Genomic DNA, 19,618 nt, shown 5'->3' on the forward strand with positions numbered 1-19,618 from the left:
GTTTTTTATCCTCTATTACTTCGCTAAAAGTTAGAGTTCAATTAACATGAGTAGATATTCAGGCAAAGCCTAATTGATGATAACCACCTACTGAAGTAGGTGGTTTAGGGCTGAAAACAAAAAAGGAGCCTGAGGGCTCCTTTTATCAAATTACACGTTATATTCGAAAATTAACGAGTACGTGGGCAAAGCTCTTCAGCACTGAAGAAGTAAGCAACTTCACGCTCAGCAGAAGCAACAGAATCAGAACCGTGTGCAGCATTCTCATCAATGCTCTCAGCGAAGTCAGCACGGATAGTGCCAGGAGCAGCTTCAGCTGGGTTAGTAGCGCCTAAGATATCACGGTGAGCTAGAACAGCATTCTCGCCTTCAAGCGTTTGAACCATGATAGGACCAGAAGTCATAAATGCAACAAGTGCACCAAAGAAAGGACGCTCACTGTGCTCAGCATAGAAACCTTCAGCTTGCTCTTTGCTTAGGTGAACCATTTTAGATGCGATGATTTTCAGGCCAGCAGTTTCAAAACGGTTATAGATAGCGCCGATGTTATTTTTTGCAACAGCATCAGGCTTAATGATAGAAAAAGTACGTTCGATAGCCATGAAAAGCTTCCTTTTTTATAAACAGGTTTTTGAATTCGCGCGGATTATACGAAATTTCGAGACAAAATCCTACCTTTAAAAGCAAGAGAATGAGATCGCGCTCTAAGAACTAAAGATTGCAGAGTGATGAAGATCACAGAGGGTTGACGTGGTGGATAAAAAGTCGTTAAAAATTATCCACCTAACTATCTTAATACATATGACAGATATAGGCTACGCTATATTTCACTTATCCAACAAGCTTGTATCGCTTCAAGTACTCTTTCATTACAATGGTTAGGGTCGTCATCAAACGCATCTAGCGCTAATACCCATTCATAAAGATCGGTAAAGCGAACAGACGCAGGGTCAACCTCTGGAAACTTTTCAAGCAACTCTATCGCAATATCGAGCGAATCAATCCATTTAAGTGACATAATAAAGCTCCTATTATCTCCGTGAATACCAACAAATTATAGAAGGCCTATAAAAAAGGCCAGCTATTTAGCTGACCTTTTAATTGTTTCATGCCTAAGAAGCTAGGCTTAGTGGCCTTCACTCACCATATTGATAGTGTATTTAGGAATATCAACCACAAGATCGCTACTCGGCACTTTTGATTGACACGAAAGTCTACTTTCCGGCTCTAAACCCCATGCCTTGTCTAACATGTCATCTTCAAGCTCATCGCTCTCTTCAAGCTCGTCGAAGCCTTCTCTGATGATCACATGGCATGTTGTGCATGCACAAGATTTCTCACAAGCATGCTCAATATGAATGCCATTACGTAAAGCAACATCTAACACTGTCTCACCTTCAGCCGCTTCAACCACTGCACCGTCGGGACATAACTCTTCATGGGGTAGAAATACTATTTGTGGCATCTTATTTACCTATTGATTACCCGTTAAATACTATCAACTGATTGGCCCTTCAATGCCAACTTGATTGAATTATCCATACGCTTAGCCGCAAAATCTTGCGTACTAGCATCTAAAGCTTCGATCGCTTTCTCTATTGCATCTGCATCATCTTGGCTGCTGATCTGCGACAAGTTAGCCATGGCTTGCTCAATATCGCTGCGTTCACTCTCTGTCAAAAGCACGGCATCTTTTTGCAAAGCAGCTGATAAGGTCTCTAATACCCTTGCAGCTTCCACTTTTTGCTCTGCCAGCATACGCCTAGTGATATCTTCTTTCGCATTCGCCATAGAGTCTTTGAGCATGGTACCAATCTCTTCATCAGTTAACCCAAAAGAAGGCTTAACTTGAATGCTAGACTGTACTCCCGTCGATTTCTCCATAGCTGTGACACTTAACAACCCATCAGCGTCAACCTGAAAAGTCACACGTATATGTGCAGCGCCAGCAGCTAAAGGGGGGATCCCCTTAAGTGTAAACCTTGCCAAAGAGCGGCAGTCATCAACCAGCTCTCGCTCACCTTGAACCACGTGGAATGCCATTGCTGTTTGGCCATCTTTAAATGTGGTGAACTCCTGGGCCTTAGCAACAGGAATCGTCGTATTGCGCGATACAATCTTCTCGACTAACCCGCCCATGGTTTCTATACCCAATGATAAAGGCAGCACATCGAGAAGCAGAAGATCTGACTCAGGCTTATTGCCAACTAAAATATCAGCTTGAATCGCTGCGCCGATGGCGACGACTCTGTCAGGATCAATGGAGGTTAATGGCTCTTTACCAAAAAATTTCTCCACCAGCTCGCGCACAAGTGGTACGCGGGTAGAACCACCCACCATCACGGTTTCTAATACTTCATCAGTAGTGACACCTGCATCACGCAAGGCTCGACGACAGCTGCTAACTGTTTTCTTAACTAAGCTACTGATTAAATTGTCAAATATGTCTTTAGTGACATCATGAGTTAACTCAGCACCATCATCCAGTTTAATAGAGGCTGTTACTTGAACATTATCAGTAAGTGCCTCCTTCACCCGTCGAGACTCAATCAGAAGGCGACGACTTAAGGTTGCAGAGGGTGATGCTAGCTGCCACTCATTCAATAGGTGCTGAAATAGAAGATGATCAAAATCATCACCACCTAAAGCTGAATCACCGCCAGTGGCTAATACTTCAAACACCCCTTTATGCAAACGTAATATTGAGATATCAAAAGTTCCGCCACCAAGATCATAGATGGCAATAACGCCCTCTTGTCCAGAATCAAGTCCATAAGCGATTGCAGCTGCAGTAGGCTCATTAAGTAATCTCAGCACTTTCACGCCAAGTAAGCCTGCAGCATCTTTAGTACCTTGGCGCTGTGCGTCATCGAAATACGCAGGAACCGTGATAACAACGCCTTCTAACTCGCCACCTAAGGTTTTTTCAGCACGTGAAACTAAAGGTTTTAAAATTTCAGCAGAAACCTGTATCGGGTTGACTTTGCCCTGCTTAGTTACGAACACAGGTAGACCGTTTTCACTGGTTTCTAGTTGATAGGGTAAATCTTGTACCCCAGAGCGAATATCATTCAAGCTGCGTCCCATAAAACGCTTAACTGAAATAATGGTATTTTGTGGATCTTTCGCTGAGTTAACTTCGGCATCCAATCCAACCTCTACGCCCTCTTGGGTGTATCGAACCACCGAAGGTAATGAGTGATGGGACTTGTCATCTGGCAGCGTGTTTGCGACGCCACTGCGAACAGCCGCAACTAACGAGTTTGTGGTACCTAAATCAATACCAACCGCCAGACGATGTTGATGGGGAGCGGCACTCTGTCCGGGCTCAGCGATCTGCAATAGGGCCATAAGATTCCAACCTAAAAATTAGCAAAAGAGAAAAAAGCTAATCAATTAAAAGACGATTAATATTGTGACAATGTAAGCTTACTCAAACAAGGCATCTTCGATACGTTCTAACTCAATCTGCAATTTTGCCATAAATTTAAGCTTACGGATAAGTTCAGCAGCTTGAAGTAACTCAGCTTCATTGGTGCTCGAGAGTAATCCACTCAGATCTTCAGCAATCTGTTTTGCATAATCACTAAACGACTCATGGAGATCTGAGATAACCGCATCAGGATCACTGCTATCAGAGATATCTTCAAGTGATTCACGCCACTCCATCTGCTGCATCAAAAAGTGCGTATCTTTGACCGTTGTCGACTCATGTTTTAGATCGATCCCATTCAATGAAAGCATATGTTCAGCTCTCAATATCGGATCCTTTAACGTCGAAAAACCATCATTGACTTGTGCAGTACGCTGTACTGCGATGCGCTTATCTTGCTCACTGGCATTAGCGAACTTATCGGGATGTACCGCCCTTTGCAGTTCGCGATAGCGCTCTGCAAGTAAGGCGGTGTCGATTTGGTAGGTAGGGGTAAAACTAAACAGCTCAAAATAGTTCATGGTTTAATTCTTTAGACTGTGAAACTTTCACCACAGCCGCACTCCCCTTTAGCGTTGGGATTGTTAAACTGGAAACCTTCATTGAGCCCTTCTTTGACGAAGTCTAACTCGATCCCCTGAAGGTAGATAAAGCTTTTCGCATCGATAATAATTTTAACACCATCGATCTCATACACTTCATCATCAGCGTTCAAATCATCAACAAACTCAATGATGTAAGCCATCCCTGAACACCCTGATGTTTTGAGCCCTAATCGTAAACCAATTCCCTTGCCGCGGCTGTCCAGAAAGCTTTTAACGCGTTCGGCAGCCGCAGGAGTCATTGAAATAGCCATCTTAACTCCGGAAATTACTTATCTTGCTTTGACTTATAATCATCAATCGCCGCTTTAATTGCATCTTCGGCCAAAATTGAGCAATGGATCTTCACAGGAGGTAGTGCAAGCTCTTCAGCAATATCAGTATTTTTAATCGCAGCCGCTTCTTCAATCGTCTTACCTTTAACCCACTCGGTCACAAGTGAGCTAGAAGCTATCGCGCTGCCACAACCGTAAGTTTTGAACTTGGCATCTTCAATCACGCCATCAGCATCAATTCTAAGTTGAAGCTTCATTACGTCACCACAAGCTGGTGCCCCCACCATACCTGTCACAACTGACGGATCATTTTTATCGAAAGAACCTACGTTACGTGGATTCTCATAGTGATCGAGTACTTTTTCGCTATAAGCCATGATACTACTCCAAATTCTATTGATTAGTTATTGTTTAATATTGGATTAATGGTGAGCCCACTGAACCTGTTCAAGGTCAACACCATCTTTAAACATCTCCCAAAGTGGAGACATATCCCGCAAACTATCAATAGATTTATTAATTGTTTCAATTGCGTGGTCGATCTCTTCTTCAGTCGTGAAACGACCAATTGAGAATCGAATTGAGCTATGTGCCATCTCATCATTTAAGCCTAGTGCACGAAGTACATAACTTGGTTCCAAGCTTGCGGAAGTACAAGCAGAACCCGATGAAACAGCCAGATCTTTCAGGGCCATCATCAATGACTCACCTTCAACAAAATTGAAGCTGACATTGAGACTGCCACAGTAACGTTGTTCAACATCACCGTTAATATAGGTCTCTTCGATGCCTTTAACACCGTTCCAAAGACGGTCACGTAGCCCAGCAATACGTGCATTATCTGATTCCATATCAGCTTTTGCGATTGCAGCAGCTTCACCCATACCAACAATTTGGTGAGTCGCTAACGTACCACTACGCATACCACGCTCGTGTCCACCACCATGCATAGCCGCCTCTAGACGAATACGTGGCTTACGGCGAACATACAGTGCACCAATCCCTTTAGGTCCGTACATTTTGTGAGCTGAAATAGAAAGTAGATCGACTTTGGTTTCCTGGACATCAAGCGGTAACTTGCCTGCACTTTGCGCAGCATCGACATGGAAGATAATCTTCTTGCTACGGCAAAGTTCACCAATGGCATTAATGTCATGGATCACGCCAATCTCATTGTTTACGTGCATGATGCTAACTAGAACAGTGTCTTCACGCATTGCAGCTTCAATAGTAGCCAATGGAATAAGACCGTTAGCTTCTGGTGCAAGGTAAGTCACCTCAAAACCTTCGCGCTCAAGTTGGCGACAAGTATCGAGTACCGCTTTGTGCTCTGTCTTACTGGTAATGATGTGCTTGCCTTTCTTCTGGTAAAAGTGAGCCACACCTTTAATCGCTAGGTTGTCAGACTCAGTAGCACCGGATGTAAATACGATCTCACGAGGATCGGCATTAATTAGATCAGCAACTTGGTTACGGGCAATATCGACAGCTTCTTCAGCTTGCCAACCATAACGGTGAGAACGGGATGCCGGGTTACCAAAGATGCCGTCCATAGTCATGCACTGCATCATTTTTTCTGCAACACGGGGATCAACCGGCGTAGTCGCAGCGTAATCTAAGTAGATAGGAAGCTTCATTACACACTCCGTACAGCGTAACCTTGAGTAAGGTCGAACAAAGTACAAAAAAAATTATAAAATAACAAAGTTAACTTATAGTGTTACTCTTTGTTCCTGTTGTATTTCATCTTGTTTTATAGAGATAAATTGTACATCTCGTTTCGTCATTAAACCCGCAAGACTAATACCATTTAAAAAATCAGAAATCTGCTTACTCAGATCTCCCCAAAGTGAATGGGTAAGACAGCGAGTTCCGCTTTGACAGTTTCCTTGTCCTTGGCAACGGGTAGCATCGACAGACTCATCGACTGCACGTACCACCATACCAACAGATATCTCTCCTGCATCAGCACCTAAACGGTAGCCACCGCCTGGTCCTCTGACACTAGAAACCAATCCTTGCTTTCTGAGTTTTGCGAAAAGTTGTTCGAGGTAAGAAAGTGATATCCCCTGACGTTCAGAAATATCGGCCAACGGAACAGGTCCAGCGGTTGAATGCATAGCAACATCTAACATGGCTGTAACAGCATACCGACCTTTTGATGTAAGTTTCATAGCGACTACAGCTCCCAAAAATGCTTAAGTGAATTCAAACATACCTGAGTATTTTAGTCAAGTATTAAACCTAGTAGTTTAGTCAAGTATTAAGCTTGGCATTTGAGCTAAATGGCTTTTTCGCCATTAAACAAAAATACCCCTCGAGTTTGGTGGGGTATTTAACCTGTTTTACTCAATTTTTTCAATGAATCTTTATCATAATACTCACGAAATCTCAGATTATGGGATCAAACTCATCAATTGCTTTCTTTCTCTTCTGCGCAGCAGCATGTTCAGCATCACTAAACTCATCCACTTCAAGTTCAGGAAGTTTATCTGTACACACTGAACCTCCCATGGATTGAACTGCCTGACAGACCTCCTGAACCTTTGAATCCATTAAGTGCATATGATCCAGCATCTGCCCAATCGCATTAGCGACGGGATCTGGATTATCCGGTGAAACTGCGTAAGCATCGAAGCCATATTTCTTCGCCATTTCGCTGCGTCTTTTCGTCTGCTCTTTAGTGACATCACTCGGCGTTGCAACCACCCTGCCGGGGATCCCAACGACCGTGGTGTCTTTAGGAACATCTTTAACCACGACCGAGTTAGAGCCAACTCTAGCACCGTCATGCATAGTAATAGGACCGAGAACCTGTGCTCCAGCACCAATCACAACATTATTCCCTAACGTTGGATGGCGCTTACCCGACTGCCAAGTTGTGCCACCAAGTGTCACACCGTGATAGAGAGTACAGTCATCGCCAATTTCGGCAGTCTCGCCAATCACCACTCCCATACCATGATCGATAAAAAAGCGATCACCAATACGTGCACCAGGGTGAATTTCAACCCCCGTTAACCAACGGGAAAAAGTAGATAAACAACGAGAGAGAAGTCGCCATCGACTAAGCCAAAGTTTATGGCTCACTCTATGGATCCAAATAGCTTGCATGCCAGGGTAATTCAATAATATCTCTAAAGTACCGTGAGCTGCGGGATCACGATGATAGATTGAGGCTATATCATCTTTAATTCTGGCTATCACTCCCATTGTGACCGACTCCTTATGTTTCGCTCTTATCTTTTATCGCCACTTTCTTATCGATAGAAGTCAGCATGCCACGAAGAATATTCATCTCTTGCTTTTCAAGTCTTGCCCGACTAAAGAGTCGACGCAGCTTGGTCATCACTTGTCCTGGATGTTGTTTAACAATAAAGCCAGTATTGAGTAACGTCTTTTCAAGGTGAGTGAAAAAATTCTCACGTTCACTTGCAAATGGATACTCATTTTCCGGCTCAACATAATCGGCAGGCTTGGCATTTTCAAAATCACGTTGCACCTGAGCTAAGTGAGCCACACGCGCTTCATAACAGATGATCTGCACAGCTTGGGCCAGGTTTAATGAGGTATATTCAGGGTTGGCAGGAATCGCGACATGGTAGTTACACTTCTGTAACTCTTCATTTGTCAGGCCATTATTTTCACGCCCGAATACGATAGCGACAGGACCGGTTAATGCAGAGGATACGAGTTTTTCTCCCGCTTCTCTTGGCTCTAACATAGGCCAGTCTAATGTGCGACTTCTTGCGCTGGTCGCTATCACTAAACTGCAATCAGCAATCGCCTCGGCAACACTATCAACCGTAACGGCATGTTTAAGAATATCTGATGCACCAGCAGCCAAGGCCACAGAGTGACCATCTGGCTCAACTCTTGGCTCAGCTAAATAAAGTGTGGAGAGGCCCATGGTTTTCATTGCACGAGCGGTGGAACCTATGTTACCTGGATGAGATGTACCAACGAGAACGACGCGAATATTGCTTAGCATGAAACTACTTAATTTTGATGACGGAACACAGAAAAGAATGTTATCACAGCAGGCCATGAAACTTTAATACTTAAATCAGTATTTCATATAATCACTTATCAAACATCTAACGAGATCCATGCTGCTAAGCTTGCTTTTGAGTTGGCTTTAGGTATAATGCGCCCCGATTATTTATATCTGTTCTTTAACATCCAGGGGATTGTAATGCATCCGATGCAGACTATTGCTGTGCGCGCTGCCCGCGCTGCCGGCCAAACGATTATACGTGCCTTCGCTGAACTCGATAAGATCGAAGTAACAGCCAAAGGTATCAATGACTACGTTACAAACGTAGACAAAGAAGCAGAAGCTGCCATTACTTATCAGATCCGTAAATCTTACCCTGATCACACTATTGTTGGTGAAGAGAATGGTGAGAACAAAGGCGAAAACAAAGAGTTCGTCTGGATTATTGACCCTCTGGATGGCACTAACAACTTTGTTAGAGGCATTCCTCACTTCGCAGTTTCTATCGCTCTTCAACATAAGGGTAAAACAGAAGTTGCCGTCGTATATGATCCTATCCGTGATGAGCTGTTTACAGCTACTCGTGGTAAAGGTGCAAAGTTTAACGATTTCCGTATGCGCGTTTCTAAGCATAATGAGCTTAACGAAACCATTATCGCTACAGGCTTCCCATTTAAAGCTAAGCAGCACACCGAAACTTACATGAAGATCTTTGGTGAACTATTCACTCAATGCGCCGACGTTCGCCGTGCAGGCTCTGCCGCGCTTGATCTTGCTTATGTAGCTGCAGGTCGTGTTGATGGTTTCTTCGAAATTGGTCTTAAGCCTTGGGATATCGCAGCAGGCGACCTATTAGTACGTGAAGCTGGCGGTACCGTTACCGATTTCACTGGCAACCATGAGTATATGAATTCTGGCAACATCATCGCTGGTGCCCCTAAAGTGACCTCTGCCATTGTTAAAACAGCACGTCCACTATTAAGTGAAGCACTTAAGCGTTAATTGACAACAATACAGATGTAAATAGTGTCATAGAAAAGCCATCTTTATAGATGGCTTTTTTGTGCCTTTCTTTTACTCCTCTTTTTAATCTAACCAAGTCTTGTCTAATGATTCCTATTATTGTGAAAGTCATCACAGAGATAAATAAACATGGACTTTGAATCTTGGTACCATTGAAAAAAATTGTTCAGAGGTTCTTATGAGATCAATATATAAACAATATAGTTCAAAAGGTTTAAAAGCTGTTGAGCACTTCGTATTGATTATCATTGCGTTAGCTACAGTTGTTGCAATTGGGCAGGAGGTATTTCATATCTTCGACGTTGGCAGTGTCGCCCTTGCCGATCTACTACTGCTATTTATTTACCTCGAAGTACTCGCCATGGTGGCTAACTACATAGAATCTGGCAAGCTGCCTGTTCGAATGCCACTCTATATTGCCATTGTTGCGTTGGCGCGTTACTTAATCTTAGATATGAAAGCGATGAGTGACTGGCGAATTATTGCCATCGCAGTTTCAACCTTAATCCTGGCTTCAACGGTTATCATTATTCGCTGGGGCCAACTTAAGCTTCCCTACCCTAAGATTAAAGATTAATAGCAATCAATATAAGGCATCATCGTACACCTCACTCAGCCCTACGGGGCTGAGTCACTTCTCTTCCTAACTCTGACCATTATTTTTTGTTTTTAGCTCAAGAAGCATGCTACTTTTATATAAACTATCTTAAGCTCAATTAAAGGAACGTTTACATGGAAGAGAGCGAAAATCGCCGCCACTCACTCAGGCTTGATATGGAATCCGATAAAATAGAGATAAGCTGGCAAGGTGCAGATAATCAGTTACAGTCGACTGATGCAACCTGTGTAGACTTAGCCAGACATGGAGTTCTCTTCGAACATAAAAATAGTTTTAAGTTAGGCGAGCTCATCGAAATTTCATTTAATCCGGACAACGATAAAAGGCACACAGTTAAAGGTCAGGTTTGTCGTTGCAAAAGTATGGGAGGTTTTTTTCATACTGCAGTACAGCTTGTCCCCACCTACTAATATCAATTTCTCACGAGTTTTCAGCAGCATCAAATAGACTGTTCTATACTTATTCCTACTTAATAACCTTGGGATAATAATGGAAAATAAGATGGAGATGCTTATATGATAATTCTCGTGGGTGGTGAGAAAGGAGGAGCAGGTAAAAGCTGTTTAGCCCAAAATGTGGCCGTCCATATTACGCGAAAATTTCAAGCAAATGTCCTAATGGTGGATTGCGATCCTCAGCGAACAACCTCCGATTGGATCCAAGCACGTAATGAAGATCCTGAACTCCCTACCATCAACTGCATTCAACTCTATGGCAAAATTCGTAACGACCTGCTTAGCCAAGATGAGCGATTCGATTACGTTATTGTCGATTGTGGAGGTCAAGATAACCTTGCTATGCGTGCCGCGATGTCGGTTGCCACATACGTCATACTTCCCTTAAGGCCTAAACGCCGAGATCTTAAGACCCTTCCCCATATGGAAGATATGCTTAGTACCTGTAAAATGGTCAACCCTAAGATGGTCGCCACAATCATTATGACTCAATGCCCATCGCTCCCCAGTCAATATAAACGAATCCTCGAAGCAAAAGAGGTTGTTCAATCCTTTGGTTTAAGAGTGTTGAACTCAGTCACCTTTAGTAGAAACATCTACGATGACAGTGAAGAGCAAGGAGCATCAGTGATGGAGATAGAGCCTGAAGGTAAAGCTGCGATGGAGATAGTGGCTATCGCCGATGAGATTTTTGCAATAGAACCAGAGAATAGTTATGAGCTTAACTGATCTCAAAAGACGAAAGAAAAAGTCACATCAAGATTGTATCTCTGTCGATGACTTCATTGAAGATGCCAATAGCTATGCATTCGGCAAACCAAGTGCCGTCAGCCGTAACAGAAAGAAACTAGTGCAAGCACAGAGCAACGGCCTAGATAAACATTCAACTAAAATATTCAAACATGCCACCTTCTCGCTAACAGAGGATGCCATCACAGTCTTAGATGATCTCGCCACTCAGTCAAAAATAGCAAAATCTCGTTTGATTAGGATCTTAATTCATGATTTTTTTGACCGCTGTGATGTGGAGCAAGAGCAAATAATTGGCAAAGGTGAAGATTAACTCCCTAAACTCCATCTAGTTACATCGCTAATTCAATTCTCAACTAGTGATTGCAAATCTTATCTCTTGCTGTTTCAACTCCTTGTTCAGAAATGATAAATTTACCTTTTCTCTCTAACAGTGTGATCAATTCATCAGCACTCATCTCACAGGCAGAGCAAGTATGATACTTAGCTGAAGCACCAAATTGTCCCTGCATTAACAGCTTTAACTCCTCTTTGCTGATGGCTTTATTAAGTGTCAACATCAACTCCATTACCTGATGACCATGTATTGATTGAGCCATTTAATTCTCCAATATTTTATGTTCCAAATAAGGGTAGCGTTTTTAACTCCCACAGGCTTTGATCACCACCGCAAAATAACGATTAACTCGTCTCACTATTTTGTTATTTGCCGTCGCTCTGGCAAAATGTCACAATCGCGTTCAGGGATCGTTATCGATGTCATTAATCTTACTCTTAACCCAGCAGATGAGCTTGTATCTGGTAATGGTGTATCTGGTCAGCAAAACACCACTGTTTCAGTTTTTTTCTGAGGCCGCCACTCGCCTCCCCCATAAGATATTTATCTATCTCACCTTTTCAAGTTTCTGTGTTTTGGCGACCTATTTTGGTGAACACACCAATGATGCACTCGCCAATACCCGCGCTATGGGAGCCGTACTCGGCGGCTTACTTGGTGGCCCAGTTACTGGCTTTTTAGTTGGATTAACTGGTGGGCTACACAGATACAGTATGGGGGGGTTTACCGATCTTGCCTGTGCGATCTCCACCACGCTCGAGGGGTTATCTGCAGGAATTATCAGTTTATACCTCAGAAAACAGGGGAAAAGTGAGCTTATCTACGCCCCTTTATTGGTGTGTTTAGTGACTTTTTCTGCCGAGATGTTGCAGATGGGCGTCATATTGCTCGTAGCTCAGCCCTTCGGAGATGCTTGGTCTCTGGTTAAACAGATAGCCCTACCTATGCTGCTGGTTAACTCGATCGGGGCAGCCCTCTTTATGAGCATGGTTCGGGATCAAAAAACCATGTTCGATAAGATGTCATCAGTCTTTTCAACCAAAGCACTCAAAATTGCTGAACGCAGTGTCGGTGTACTCTCCAAGGGGTTCGATCAAAAAAGCAGTGCTAAAGTCGCTAAAATTATACTTGAGGAGACCAATGTTGGAGCCGTTGCGATCACAGATACCGAAAAGCTGCTAGCATTTATTGGTGCTGGCGCAGATCACCACATTCCAGGTACCCCAATCTCATCTCAAATCACTCAAGATGCCATAGATAACAACTGTGTCATGTTTGCCGATGGGGTCGATGTTGCTTATGCCTGCTCTATCTCTTCCCAATGTGGTTTAGGCTCAAGCTTAGTTATTCCACTTCGCAGTGAGACTCAAGTCATAGGTACCATTAAGCTCTATGAGCCTAAAAATAAGCTTTTTCTCAATATTAATCGCACGTTAGGCGAAGGTATTGGACGATTACTATCCAACCAAATCCTGTTTGGTCGATTCGAGCAGCAGCAAAACCTGTTAACTCAGGCAGAGCTAAAATTGCTGCAAGCTCAGGTGAACCCACACTTTCTGTTTAACGCGCTAAATACGATAGCCGCGATTATAAAAATAGATCCACTCAAGGCAAGAAAGCTTATTCAGCAGCTGGCTCAGTTTCTGCGAATAAATTTAAAGCGCACCACAGGCTTAGTGACACTTGAAGATGAACTGGAACATATCGAGTCCTATTTAACTATAGAGAAAGCCCGCTTTATCGATAAATTAGAGGTGAATATTCATATTGATGAATCACTTCGCCATTACCGGCTGCCTGCTTTTACTCTGCAACCTATTATTGAAAACGCAGTCAAACATGGTACATCACACATGTTAGATAAAGGGATCATCCAAGTCACCGCCAGCATTACTGATGAGCTGTTACTGTTAGAGGTTACCGATAATGCAGGCCTATATCAGCTAAAAGAGAATTCAGAGGGGCTAGGAATGAATCTGGTACATAAACGGCTTCAAAACCAGTTTGGCTCTGAATATGGCCTTAAGGTTGAATCTAAGCCGGAGAGTTACACTAAAGTGAGTATTCAATTACCCTACTCTGGAGGCACGCTGTGATCACCTCAATGATAGTTGATGATGAACTTTTCGCTCGTGAAGAGTTATTTGACCTACTTAGTGAACATCAAGATATCGAAATCATCGGGCAATGCAGTAATGCCATTGAGGCACTGCAGATGCTCTCAAAACATAAACCTCAGCTGCTTTTTCTCGATATCCAGATGCCGAAGATAACAGGCATGGAACTGATAGGCATGTTAGACCCAGACACTATGCCCTATGTGGTATTTGTCACCGCCTTCGATGAATATGCTATTAAGGCTTTCGACAATCACGCGTTTGATTATCTTTTAAAGCCTATTGATGAAGATAGACTATCGCAAACTCTCAATCGAATAAGAAAAGATCTCAGCCCTAAGCCTGTCGAAGTATTGGCTCCCAAAACACTCACTCACCTTCCCTGTTATACGGGCACAAGATTAAAAGTATTGCCGTTAAGTGATATTGAATATATTTTTAGCGATCTTAGTGGTATCCATATCGCAACCAGTAAAGAGTTGGTACACACTCACTTAACCCTGAAAGTGCTGGAGGAGAAAACATCGCTTGTAAGGTGCCATAGACAATACCTTATAAAACCTGACGCAGTCTCTGAGATAGAGGTACAGGAGAGTGGCGCCGAGGTGATCACCCTATCTGGTGCTAAGGTGCCGGTATCAAGACGCTATCTAAAACCGCTTAAACAGCTTTTTGGCTTTCAATAATCTAAATACACCTAAGTGGTAGTCAAAGATGCACTACCACTTAGCTCAAGCATAAAACCGCTTACTTAGCCAAAACGACCACTGACCTCTTTTACTCAGATCTTATCACAACAAATCTTTACAATCGCCGCAACTGAAAATCGGAGATTGAATTATGATGTGGTTTCTAATGTGTGTCGGCCTATTGATTGGCGGATACTTTATCTACGGTAAGTTTGTCGAGAAAGTATTTGGGATCAATACCCAACGCCAAACACCTGCATTCACCAAAACCGATGGTGTTGACTTCGTCCCGATGTCAAAAGGCAAAGTCTACTTAATCCAGCTGCTCAATATCGCGGGTGTGGGTCCAATCTTTGGCCCAATATTGGGTGCGCTTTATGGCCCAGCAGCTATGTTATGGATAGTATTTGGTTGTATTTTTGCTGGTGCAGTCCATGATTACTTCTCCGGTATGCTATCGGTACGCAACAACGGTCAATCGGTACCAAACTTAGCGGGTAAATACTTAGGTAAAGGTGCAAAGCACTTTATGAATGTATTTGCCATCATCTTACTGCTACTTGTTGGTGTGGTATTTATTTCAGCACCTGCAGGTTTGCTTGGTAAGTTAACAGGTTGGGATGTCTCAATCTTCGTTGGCATTATTTTTACTTACTACCTCATTGCGACCATTGTTCCGGTCGACAAGATCATAGGCAGATTGTACCCATTCTTCGGTGCCTTACTGCTGTTTATGTCAGTCGGACTAACAATTGCAATCGTAGTGTCGAGCGAGCACACACTCCTGCCTGGATTTGAAGCAAAAGACTTCCTAACTAACTTAAATCCTAACGATATGCCACTGTGGCCAGCACTCTTTATCACTATCGCATGTGGCGCTGTATCAGGTTTCCATGCGACACAGTCTCCTTTGATGGCGCGATGCGTTGAGAATGAATCAAATGGCCGCTTTGTATTCTTTGGCGCCATGATTGGTGAAGGTGTTATCGCCCTGATCTGGTGTGCTATTGCCCTTTCATTCTTTGGTGGTGTACAGGGACTCAGCGACGGCATGGGTGGTAACCCAGCTAACGTTGTATACGAAGCATCAACTGGCCTTCTCGGTGCAGTAGGTGGCTTTATGGCTATCTTAGGCGTGATTATTCTGCCAATCACCTCAGGAGATACGGCCTTCCGCTCAGCACGCTTAATTCTCTCTGAGTTCTTTAATATGCCACAAACGGCTCTGCCTAAGCGTCTACTACTTGCAATCCCACTATTCGTGATGGGCGCAATTTTGACTCAAGTCGACTTTGGAGTTATCTGGCGCTACTTTGGTGTTGCGAACCAAACAACAGCCGTCATGATGTTGTGGACTGCATCTGCATATTTATTACGTCATAACAAACTACATTGGATCTGCACCATTCCAGCCATGTTTATGACGACAGTGGTGATAAGCTTCCTACTAAGCTCTGAAACCTTAGGCGCTGGCTTACCTATCACAATTTCCACCATTGCAGGCCTTGTTTCGACAGCCATTATCTCAGCACTTATCATCATTAAAACAAAAGGCAAAGGTGATGAGGGGATCATTGAAGAGGCATAACCTTAAACATTAACTTCCACCAATAAAAAGCCAGTCACTCGACTGGCTTTCTTATTCACGATTTAGTGCCGCTTCTACTCTTTTAAAAGCTCAGGCTCAACTAATACACTGCCGTCATCATTCGATACCCAGATTTGCCCTTCGCTAATATTATATTGAAGCGACATACTCCGGCTTACTAGCTCGCCCATCTCTTTCACCGCACTCTCAGGGATATTCCATACTTTAAGATTTTTATAACGGGAGAAGGCTTGCTCATTCTGTTGCCACCATATGGGAACACTACGTCCACCATAAGCAAATAGCTGAACTTGCTTAGCTCGACCACTGGCTTTACGTAACCACTTCTCATCACTTTGGCCAAACTCAATCCAAAGTTCAATATCACCAACCAGTGTCTTTTCCCATAACTCTGGCTCATCTTCAACACAGAGTCCCTTGCTGAACTCAAGCGTATCACTGGCATTCATGGCGAATGCAAGTAAACGCAGCATCATCCGTGAGTCAGTTTCTGAAGGGTGTTGAGCTAAGGTCAAATGATGATCTTGGTAATAGCCGCGGTCAATATCAGCTATCTGTAAATTTACTTTATAAACCGTTGCTTTAGGTGCCATAACTACTTTTGTCTTTAGATAATTGACGCTAGTGTACCTTAAAAGTAGTTTAAGTATAGCTTCGAGAAAGGAAGAAGTAATATTGGCCTTCGCTATGAGGGCCAATATCAAAAAGCTAACGACAATGAGCCTAAAGAGAGCCTGCTTTCAGGTGCTTAGCCATTGGAAAATGTGCCTTAAGCTGTGAGATCTTATCTCTATCAGCAAAGACAAGACTACGTTTGCCCTTCTCTAATCGATGAGTTAACTCACTAATCGCCACTAAGTTTTCTCTGGTCGCATCTCGCCTAACCAATTCATTCAGCGTAAAAGGTAATTCAATATCGGTAAAAATATGATCTAATCTTTGCATTAACGGCATTGCAGCGATAGGAAGCATTACAATCGGTGTACAATCGTCAATTAACAGGATCTCACCCTGTGCGGTCAGCCCCTGAAATGAATCCTCATACCGCTGCTGAGTTTTATCATCAAACCTATCGCCATTTGAGCGAAAGAAATGCTCCCAGAAAAGTTTACGCGCCTTAAACTCAGGTAACCTATCCTGCACCTCTTTGCGATGCTCAGCCACAAAGTCAAATAGATCAGCAAGAGAGTGCGGTAACCATGACTCTATCCGAGAGCGAAGCTCTCTGGCAAATACAGGTGCTGCACCAGCTGTGCTAATCGCGATTTGTAACCGGCCTCTATCAACAATTGATGGTGTAATGAAACGACAAAGTTCAGGACTATCAACGACATTGACCCAGATCCCCCGAGCTGTAGCTAAATCAGCCAAGTGACCATTCAATGCCTCATTAGCCGTCGCTAAATAGATAATATCCACATCGGCAATATCCTCCTCAACCACAGCTCGCTGGATAAGAGTAATGCGTTTTTTATCGGCATAACTTTGAACCTCATCAGAAGTTTCGATAGCAATAACCTTAATGTGCGCTTCTGTTCTCCCCAGCAGCTCAAGTTTACGACTCGCTACTTCACCGGCGCCAATGAGTAAAACATTTAGCTTTGTGGTATCAACAAATAGGGGAAAGTACTGCATCCTAAAAAACTCCTAACCTGTCTATCAAGCTTGCACTATTGGAAGCTGACGCTCTAACCAAGCTTTATAACCACCAGTCAGGGACCCCACCTTGCTATACCCCATCAACTGTAGATTCATAGCAGCTAAAGCCGAGCGGTAACCGCCACCACAATAGAGCAAAATAGGCGTCGTTTTATCAGGAAAACGCGTCTCAATATCACGCTCTATTATCCCACGTCCTAAGTGATGGGCTTTAGGAAGGTGACCTTTCAACCATTCATGATCTTCTCTAACATCGATAAGTTGCCAACCAGAACTGTTTTGATACTCATCAACCGACATTTCCATGATTTGAGGCAAAATGCTCTCAACCAAAGCTAAAAAAGCAGGATTGTGCTGCACAGGAAAACTCCAAAATAAACAGAATATAAAAATATGACTAGTTGTGTTGAACACACCTTTCAGCACTGCATTGCCAGCAGAGCTCAAAGCTATCTTCATTCATTTCATGGCATTGAACACATTGCCATTGGGGGCTTTCGGTATTGAGTGACTCAAGTTGTGCTTTAGCTTTCTCATATTGAGATTCAGGAACCCACAGCTCGACATTTTGTAGATCAACTGGAAGCTCACCAATCCCTCCGAGTAATGCTTCACCTTTTAATTGTACCTCTATTCCACACGCCTCCAATAACCCCTTCCATGTATGTGCCTGTAGAAGATTTCCACCTGCGACCATTCGATTACGCTCTTCCATCTATTATTCCCCAACATCTATTGCTCTTCTGGCAAATTTATAGGTTTTATCTCAACAAAGAGAATGACTGACAACATCCTACTGCTAAATGGGGAAGCCTGTCGAGAGCTAAAAATCCAGCAAACTTGAATAAACTGACCGAAATCAAGTTAACAACAAATAAACCAACCGTTAACAGGTATAGAACAGGTATGTTGAGCCAACAGTGCTGAATTTGATACAGTTAGCAGATATCGTTAGATATAAAAAAGCCACCTTAAGGTGGCTTTCATACTTAACTCATATTCAAAAGTTAAGGCATCAATGCGTCTTGATCTGCCCCTTCTTTCTCTATCTCCACAATTGCCATCATAAGTTTCTATTATGGCTAACTACTAGGCTTAGAGAATTAAGGCATCAACGCGTCTTGATCTGCACCTTCTTTCTCTATCTCTACAGGCATCATATGCTCGCGGTTAATCCCCAACTTAATCGCTAGGAAACTCGCCACATAGATAGATGAAAACGTACCAACAAAGATCCCCATCAACAATGCAGTCGCAAAGCCGTGGATCATGGTGCCGCCCTTAAGGAACAGTGCCACAACCACAATTAACGTCGTGCCAGTTGTGATGATGGTACGACTCATAGTCTGAGTGATTGAGGTATTAACCACCTCTTCTGGATCGCTCTTACGCATCTTAAGGAAGTTCTCACGAATACGGTCAAATACAACAATCGTGTCGTTAAGCGAGTAACCCACAACCGTCAGTACGCCAGCAAGCACAGTTAGATCAAAGTCCAACTGGAGCAAAGAGAACACACCCAAGGTGATAATAACATCGTGAGCCAATGCCGCTACTGACCCTACCGCTAGACGCCATTCGAATCGGAAAGAGACATAGATAAGAATACAGATAAGCGCAACTAATACCGCTAATCCGCCCTGCTCCGCCAGCTCTTTACCTATCTGAGGACCAACAACTTCAACACGCTTTTGGATCACTTGTGAGTCAAGTGCCGTTGCCGCTTCCATAACTTGGGCAACCTGAGTGTCTGTCGCAACCCCTTCCTTAACAGGAAGACGAGTGAGAACATCACGACTAGAGCCAAAGTTTTGTACTACCGCGCCATCTGTTTCTGCACTGATTAACTTACCGCGCAGTAGCTCCAGATCAATTGGCGATGAAAACTCAAGTTCAACAACCGTACCACCGGTAAAATCCAATCCCCAGTTGATGCCTTTAGTTGCCAGTGACGTCAATGAGCCCAACACCAATAGCAGCGAGAGCATACTGATTGGCAACGCATGACGAAGGAAGTTGATCGTGCCTTTTATTGATAAAATCTGATACATAA

At 43.3% G+C, this 19,618-nt stretch carries 25 protein-coding genes; 8 read left to right on the forward strand and 17 right to left on the reverse strand.

Annotated features, from left to right (window positions below; translation table 11 throughout):
- Positions 1 to 170: 170 nt before the first annotated feature.
- The 11 genes from ndk to trmJ all read right to left on the reverse strand — a co-directional run bounded on the left by ndk (position 171) and on the right by trmJ (position 8,301).
- Positions 171 to 602: a nucleoside-diphosphate kinase gene (ndk, locus tag K0625_RS23015; protein WP_012324413.1), complete on the reverse strand. Its 432-nt coding sequence runs from the start codon at positions 600 to 602 to the stop codon at positions 171 to 173.
- 218 nt (positions 603 to 820) lie between these two features.
- Complete coding sequence (gene iscX / locus K0625_RS23020) at positions 821 to 1,018, reverse strand: Fe-S cluster assembly protein IscX (protein ID WP_220111743.1); 198 nt, start codon at positions 1,016 to 1,018, stop codon at positions 821 to 823.
- 108 nt (positions 1,019 to 1,126) lie between these two features.
- Positions 1,127 to 1,465, reverse strand: a complete 339-nt coding sequence (gene fdx, locus K0625_RS23025; protein WP_220111744.1) for an ISC system 2Fe-2S type ferredoxin — start codon at positions 1,463 to 1,465, stop codon at positions 1,127 to 1,129.
- A 23-nt stretch (positions 1,466 to 1,488) separates the two neighbouring features.
- Positions 1,489 to 3,351: a Fe-S protein assembly chaperone HscA gene (gene hscA, locus K0625_RS23030; protein ID WP_220111745.1), complete on the reverse strand. Its 1,863-nt coding sequence runs from the start codon at positions 3,349 to 3,351 to the stop codon at positions 1,489 to 1,491.
- A 78-nt stretch (positions 3,352 to 3,429) separates the two neighbouring features.
- Entirely contained in the window at positions 3,430 to 3,954 is a 525-nt protein-coding gene (hscB, locus tag K0625_RS23035) for a co-chaperone HscB (RefSeq protein ID WP_220111746.1), read from the reverse strand.
- Between the two features lie 11 nt (positions 3,955 to 3,965).
- Complete coding sequence (iscA, locus tag K0625_RS23040; RefSeq protein WP_012324408.1) at positions 3,966 to 4,289, reverse strand: iron-sulfur cluster assembly protein IscA; 324 nt, start codon at positions 4,287 to 4,289, stop codon at positions 3,966 to 3,968.
- A gap of 14 nt (positions 4,290 to 4,303) precedes the next feature.
- Positions 4,304 to 4,687, reverse strand: a complete 384-nt coding sequence (gene iscU, locus K0625_RS23045) for a Fe-S cluster assembly scaffold IscU (protein WP_012324407.1) — start codon at positions 4,685 to 4,687, stop codon at positions 4,304 to 4,306.
- Positions 4,688 to 4,732: 45 nt separating this feature from the next.
- Positions 4,733 to 5,947, reverse strand: a complete 1,215-nt coding sequence (locus tag K0625_RS23050) for an IscS subfamily cysteine desulfurase (RefSeq protein ID WP_220111747.1) — start codon at positions 5,945 to 5,947, stop codon at positions 4,733 to 4,735.
- A gap of 75 nt (positions 5,948 to 6,022) precedes the next feature.
- Complete coding sequence (iscR, locus tag K0625_RS23055; protein ID WP_012324405.1) at positions 6,023 to 6,484, reverse strand: Fe-S cluster assembly transcriptional regulator IscR; 462 nt, start codon at positions 6,482 to 6,484, stop codon at positions 6,023 to 6,025.
- A 217-nt stretch (positions 6,485 to 6,701) separates the two neighbouring features.
- The gene (cysE, locus tag K0625_RS23060; RefSeq protein WP_220111748.1) at positions 6,702 to 7,523 is read right to left on the reverse strand and encodes a serine O-acetyltransferase; all 822 of its coding nucleotides are present in this window, start codon (positions 7,521 to 7,523) and stop codon (positions 6,702 to 6,704) included.
- A gap of 13 nt (positions 7,524 to 7,536) precedes the next feature.
- The gene (gene trmJ, locus K0625_RS23065) at positions 7,537 to 8,301 is read right to left on the reverse strand and encodes a tRNA (cytosine(32)/uridine(32)-2'-O)-methyltransferase TrmJ (protein WP_220111749.1); all 765 of its coding nucleotides are present in this window, start codon (positions 8,299 to 8,301) and stop codon (positions 7,537 to 7,539) included.
- A gap of 204 nt (positions 8,302 to 8,505) precedes the next feature.
- Here trmJ and suhB point away from each other — a divergent pair, with 204 nt between their 5' ends.
- From suhB to K0625_RS23090, 5 genes are all read left to right on the forward strand, one after another.
- The gene (gene suhB, locus K0625_RS23070) at positions 8,506 to 9,309 is read left to right on the forward strand and encodes an inositol-1-monophosphatase (protein WP_041417566.1); all 804 of its coding nucleotides are present in this window, start codon (positions 8,506 to 8,508) and stop codon (positions 9,307 to 9,309) included.
- A 199-nt stretch (positions 9,310 to 9,508) separates the two neighbouring features.
- The gene (locus K0625_RS23075; RefSeq protein ID WP_220111750.1) at positions 9,509 to 9,907 is read left to right on the forward strand and encodes a phosphate-starvation-inducible protein PsiE; all 399 of its coding nucleotides are present in this window, start codon (positions 9,509 to 9,511) and stop codon (positions 9,905 to 9,907) included.
- Positions 9,908 to 10,062: 155 nt separating this feature from the next.
- Positions 10,063 to 10,359, forward strand: a complete 297-nt coding sequence (locus K0625_RS23080) for a PilZ domain-containing protein (RefSeq protein WP_220111751.1) — start codon at positions 10,063 to 10,065, stop codon at positions 10,357 to 10,359.
- Between the two features lie 105 nt (positions 10,360 to 10,464).
- Complete coding sequence (locus K0625_RS23085) at positions 10,465 to 11,133, forward strand: AAA family ATPase (protein WP_220111752.1); 669 nt, start codon at positions 10,465 to 10,467, stop codon at positions 11,131 to 11,133.
- Entirely contained in the window at positions 11,120 to 11,467 is a 348-nt protein-coding gene (locus tag K0625_RS23090) for a replication protein RepA (protein ID WP_220111753.1), read from the forward strand. Before K0625_RS23085 ends, K0625_RS23090 begins: the two co-directional genes overlap by 14 nt.
- A gap of 43 nt (positions 11,468 to 11,510) precedes the next feature.
- Here K0625_RS23090 and K0625_RS23095 read toward each other — a convergent pair whose 3' ends face one another.
- Positions 11,511 to 11,753 carry a YecH family metal-binding protein gene (locus tag K0625_RS23095; protein WP_220111754.1) on the reverse strand — a complete coding sequence of 81 codons (243 nt, stop codon included), beginning with the start codon at positions 11,751 to 11,753 and terminating at the stop codon, positions 11,511 to 11,513.
- A gap of 157 nt (positions 11,754 to 11,910) precedes the next feature.
- On the opposite strand from K0625_RS23095, the gene K0625_RS23100 reads away from it, so the two are divergent.
- The 3 genes from K0625_RS23100 (at position 11,911) to K0625_RS23110 (ending at position 15,885) form a co-directional block, all read left to right on the forward strand.
- Entirely contained in the window at positions 11,911 to 13,587 is a 1,677-nt protein-coding gene (locus tag K0625_RS23100; protein WP_220111755.1) for a sensor histidine kinase, read from the forward strand.
- Entirely contained in the window at positions 13,584 to 14,294 is a 711-nt protein-coding gene (btsR, locus tag K0625_RS23105) for a two-component system response regulator BtsR (RefSeq protein ID WP_220111756.1), read from the forward strand. The genes K0625_RS23100 and btsR overlap by 4 nt, the downstream gene beginning before the upstream one ends.
- Positions 14,295 to 14,448: 154 nt before the next feature.
- On the forward strand, positions 14,449 to 15,885 hold the full coding sequence (locus tag K0625_RS23110) for a carbon starvation CstA family protein (protein WP_220111757.1): 1,437 nt from the start codon (positions 14,449 to 14,451) through the stop codon (positions 15,883 to 15,885).
- Between the two features lie 74 nt (positions 15,886 to 15,959).
- Here K0625_RS23110 and K0625_RS23115 read toward each other — a convergent pair whose 3' ends face one another.
- The 5 genes from K0625_RS23115 to secF form a co-directional block, all read right to left on the reverse strand.
- Positions 15,960 to 16,499, reverse strand: a complete 540-nt coding sequence (locus tag K0625_RS23115; RefSeq protein ID WP_220111758.1) for a YaeQ family protein — start codon at positions 16,497 to 16,499, stop codon at positions 15,960 to 15,962.
- Positions 16,500 to 16,629: 130 nt separating this feature from the next.
- Positions 16,630 to 17,541 (reverse strand): precorrin-2 dehydrogenase/sirohydrochlorin ferrochelatase family protein, encoded by a 912-nt coding sequence (locus K0625_RS23120; protein WP_220111759.1) that lies wholly within the window; start codon positions 17,539 to 17,541, stop codon positions 16,630 to 16,632.
- 24 nt (positions 17,542 to 17,565) lie between these two features.
- Positions 17,566 to 17,925: a rhodanese-like domain-containing protein gene (locus K0625_RS23125; protein ID WP_220111760.1), complete on the reverse strand. Its 360-nt coding sequence runs from the start codon at positions 17,923 to 17,925 to the stop codon at positions 17,566 to 17,568.
- A 37-nt stretch (positions 17,926 to 17,962) separates the two neighbouring features.
- Positions 17,963 to 18,280, reverse strand: coding sequence for a putative signal transducing protein (locus K0625_RS23130; protein WP_012324390.1), 318 nt, complete (start codon positions 18,278 to 18,280; stop codon positions 17,963 to 17,965).
- A 388-nt stretch (positions 18,281 to 18,668) separates the two neighbouring features.
- Positions 18,669 to 19,616: a protein translocase subunit SecF gene (secF, locus tag K0625_RS23135; RefSeq protein WP_220111761.1), complete on the reverse strand. Its 948-nt coding sequence runs from the start codon at positions 19,614 to 19,616 to the stop codon at positions 18,669 to 18,671.
- Between the last annotated feature and the right edge of the window lie 2 nt (positions 19,617 to 19,618).

The sequence above is a fragment of the Shewanella nanhaiensis genome (assembly GCF_019457885.1).
GTDB lineage: Bacteria > Pseudomonadota > Gammaproteobacteria > Enterobacterales > Shewanellaceae > Shewanella > Shewanella nanhaiensis.

Excerpts from the sequence above, each read along its gene's own strand:
- ndk (WP_012324413.1), bottom strand. The coding sequence starts at position 602 with ATGGCTATCGAACGTACTTTTTCTATCATTAAGCCTGATGCTGTTGCA.
- iscX (WP_220111743.1), bottom strand. The coding sequence starts at position 1,018 with ATGTCACTTAAATGGATTGATTCGCTCGATATTGCGATAGAGTTGCTT.
- fdx (WP_220111744.1), bottom strand. The coding sequence starts at position 1,465 with ATGCCACAAATAGTATTTCTACCCCATGAAGAGTTATGTCCCGACGGT.
- hscA (WP_220111745.1), bottom strand. The coding sequence starts at position 3,351 with ATGGCCCTATTGCAGATCGCTGAGCCCGGACAGAGTGCCGCTCCCCAT.
- hscB (WP_220111746.1), bottom strand. The coding sequence starts at position 3,954 with ATGAACTATTTTGAGCTGTTTAGTTTTACCCCTACCTACCAAATCGAC.
- iscA (WP_012324408.1), bottom strand. The coding sequence starts at position 4,289 with ATGGCTATTTCAATGACTCCTGCGGCTGCCGAACGCGTTAAAAGCTTT.
- iscU (WP_012324407.1), bottom strand. The coding sequence starts at position 4,687 with ATGGCTTATAGCGAAAAAGTACTCGATCACTATGAGAATCCACGTAAC.
- K0625_RS23050 (WP_220111747.1), bottom strand. The coding sequence starts at position 5,947 with ATGAAGCTTCCTATCTACTTAGATTACGCTGCGACTACGCCGGTTGAT.
- iscR (WP_012324405.1), bottom strand. The coding sequence starts at position 6,484 with ATGAAACTTACATCAAAAGGTCGGTATGCTGTTACAGCCATGTTAGAT.
- cysE (WP_220111748.1), bottom strand. The coding sequence starts at position 7,523 with ATGGGAGTGATAGCCAGAATTAAAGATGATATAGCCTCAATCTATCAT.
- trmJ (WP_220111749.1), bottom strand. The coding sequence starts at position 8,301 with ATGCTAAGCAATATTCGCGTCGTTCTCGTTGGTACATCTCATCCAGGT.
- suhB (WP_041417566.1), top strand. The coding sequence starts at position 8,506 with ATGCATCCGATGCAGACTATTGCTGTGCGCGCTGCCCGCGCTGCCGGC.
- K0625_RS23075 (WP_220111750.1), top strand. The coding sequence starts at position 9,509 with ATGAGATCAATATATAAACAATATAGTTCAAAAGGTTTAAAAGCTGTT.
- K0625_RS23080 (WP_220111751.1), top strand. The coding sequence starts at position 10,063 with ATGGAAGAGAGCGAAAATCGCCGCCACTCACTCAGGCTTGATATGGAA.
- K0625_RS23085 (WP_220111752.1), top strand. The coding sequence starts at position 10,465 with ATGATAATTCTCGTGGGTGGTGAGAAAGGAGGAGCAGGTAAAAGCTGT.
- K0625_RS23090 (WP_220111753.1), top strand. The coding sequence starts at position 11,120 with ATGAGCTTAACTGATCTCAAAAGACGAAAGAAAAAGTCACATCAAGAT.
- K0625_RS23095 (WP_220111754.1), bottom strand. The coding sequence starts at position 11,753 with ATGGCTCAATCAATACATGGTCATCAGGTAATGGAGTTGATGTTGACA.
- K0625_RS23100 (WP_220111755.1), top strand. The coding sequence starts at position 11,911 with ATGTCATTAATCTTACTCTTAACCCAGCAGATGAGCTTGTATCTGGTA.
- K0625_RS23110 (WP_220111757.1), top strand. The coding sequence starts at position 14,449 with ATGATGTGGTTTCTAATGTGTGTCGGCCTATTGATTGGCGGATACTTT.
- K0625_RS23115 (WP_220111758.1), bottom strand. The coding sequence starts at position 16,499 with ATGGCACCTAAAGCAACGGTTTATAAAGTAAATTTACAGATAGCTGAT.
- K0625_RS23120 (WP_220111759.1), bottom strand. The coding sequence starts at position 17,541 with ATGCAGTACTTTCCCCTATTTGTTGATACCACAAAGCTAAATGTTTTA.
- K0625_RS23130 (WP_012324390.1), bottom strand. The coding sequence starts at position 18,280 with ATGGAAGAGCGTAATCGAATGGTCGCAGGTGGAAATCTTCTACAGGCA.
- secF (WP_220111761.1), bottom strand. The coding sequence starts at position 19,616 with ATGTATCAGATTTTATCAATAAAAGGCACGATCAACTTCCTTCGTCAT.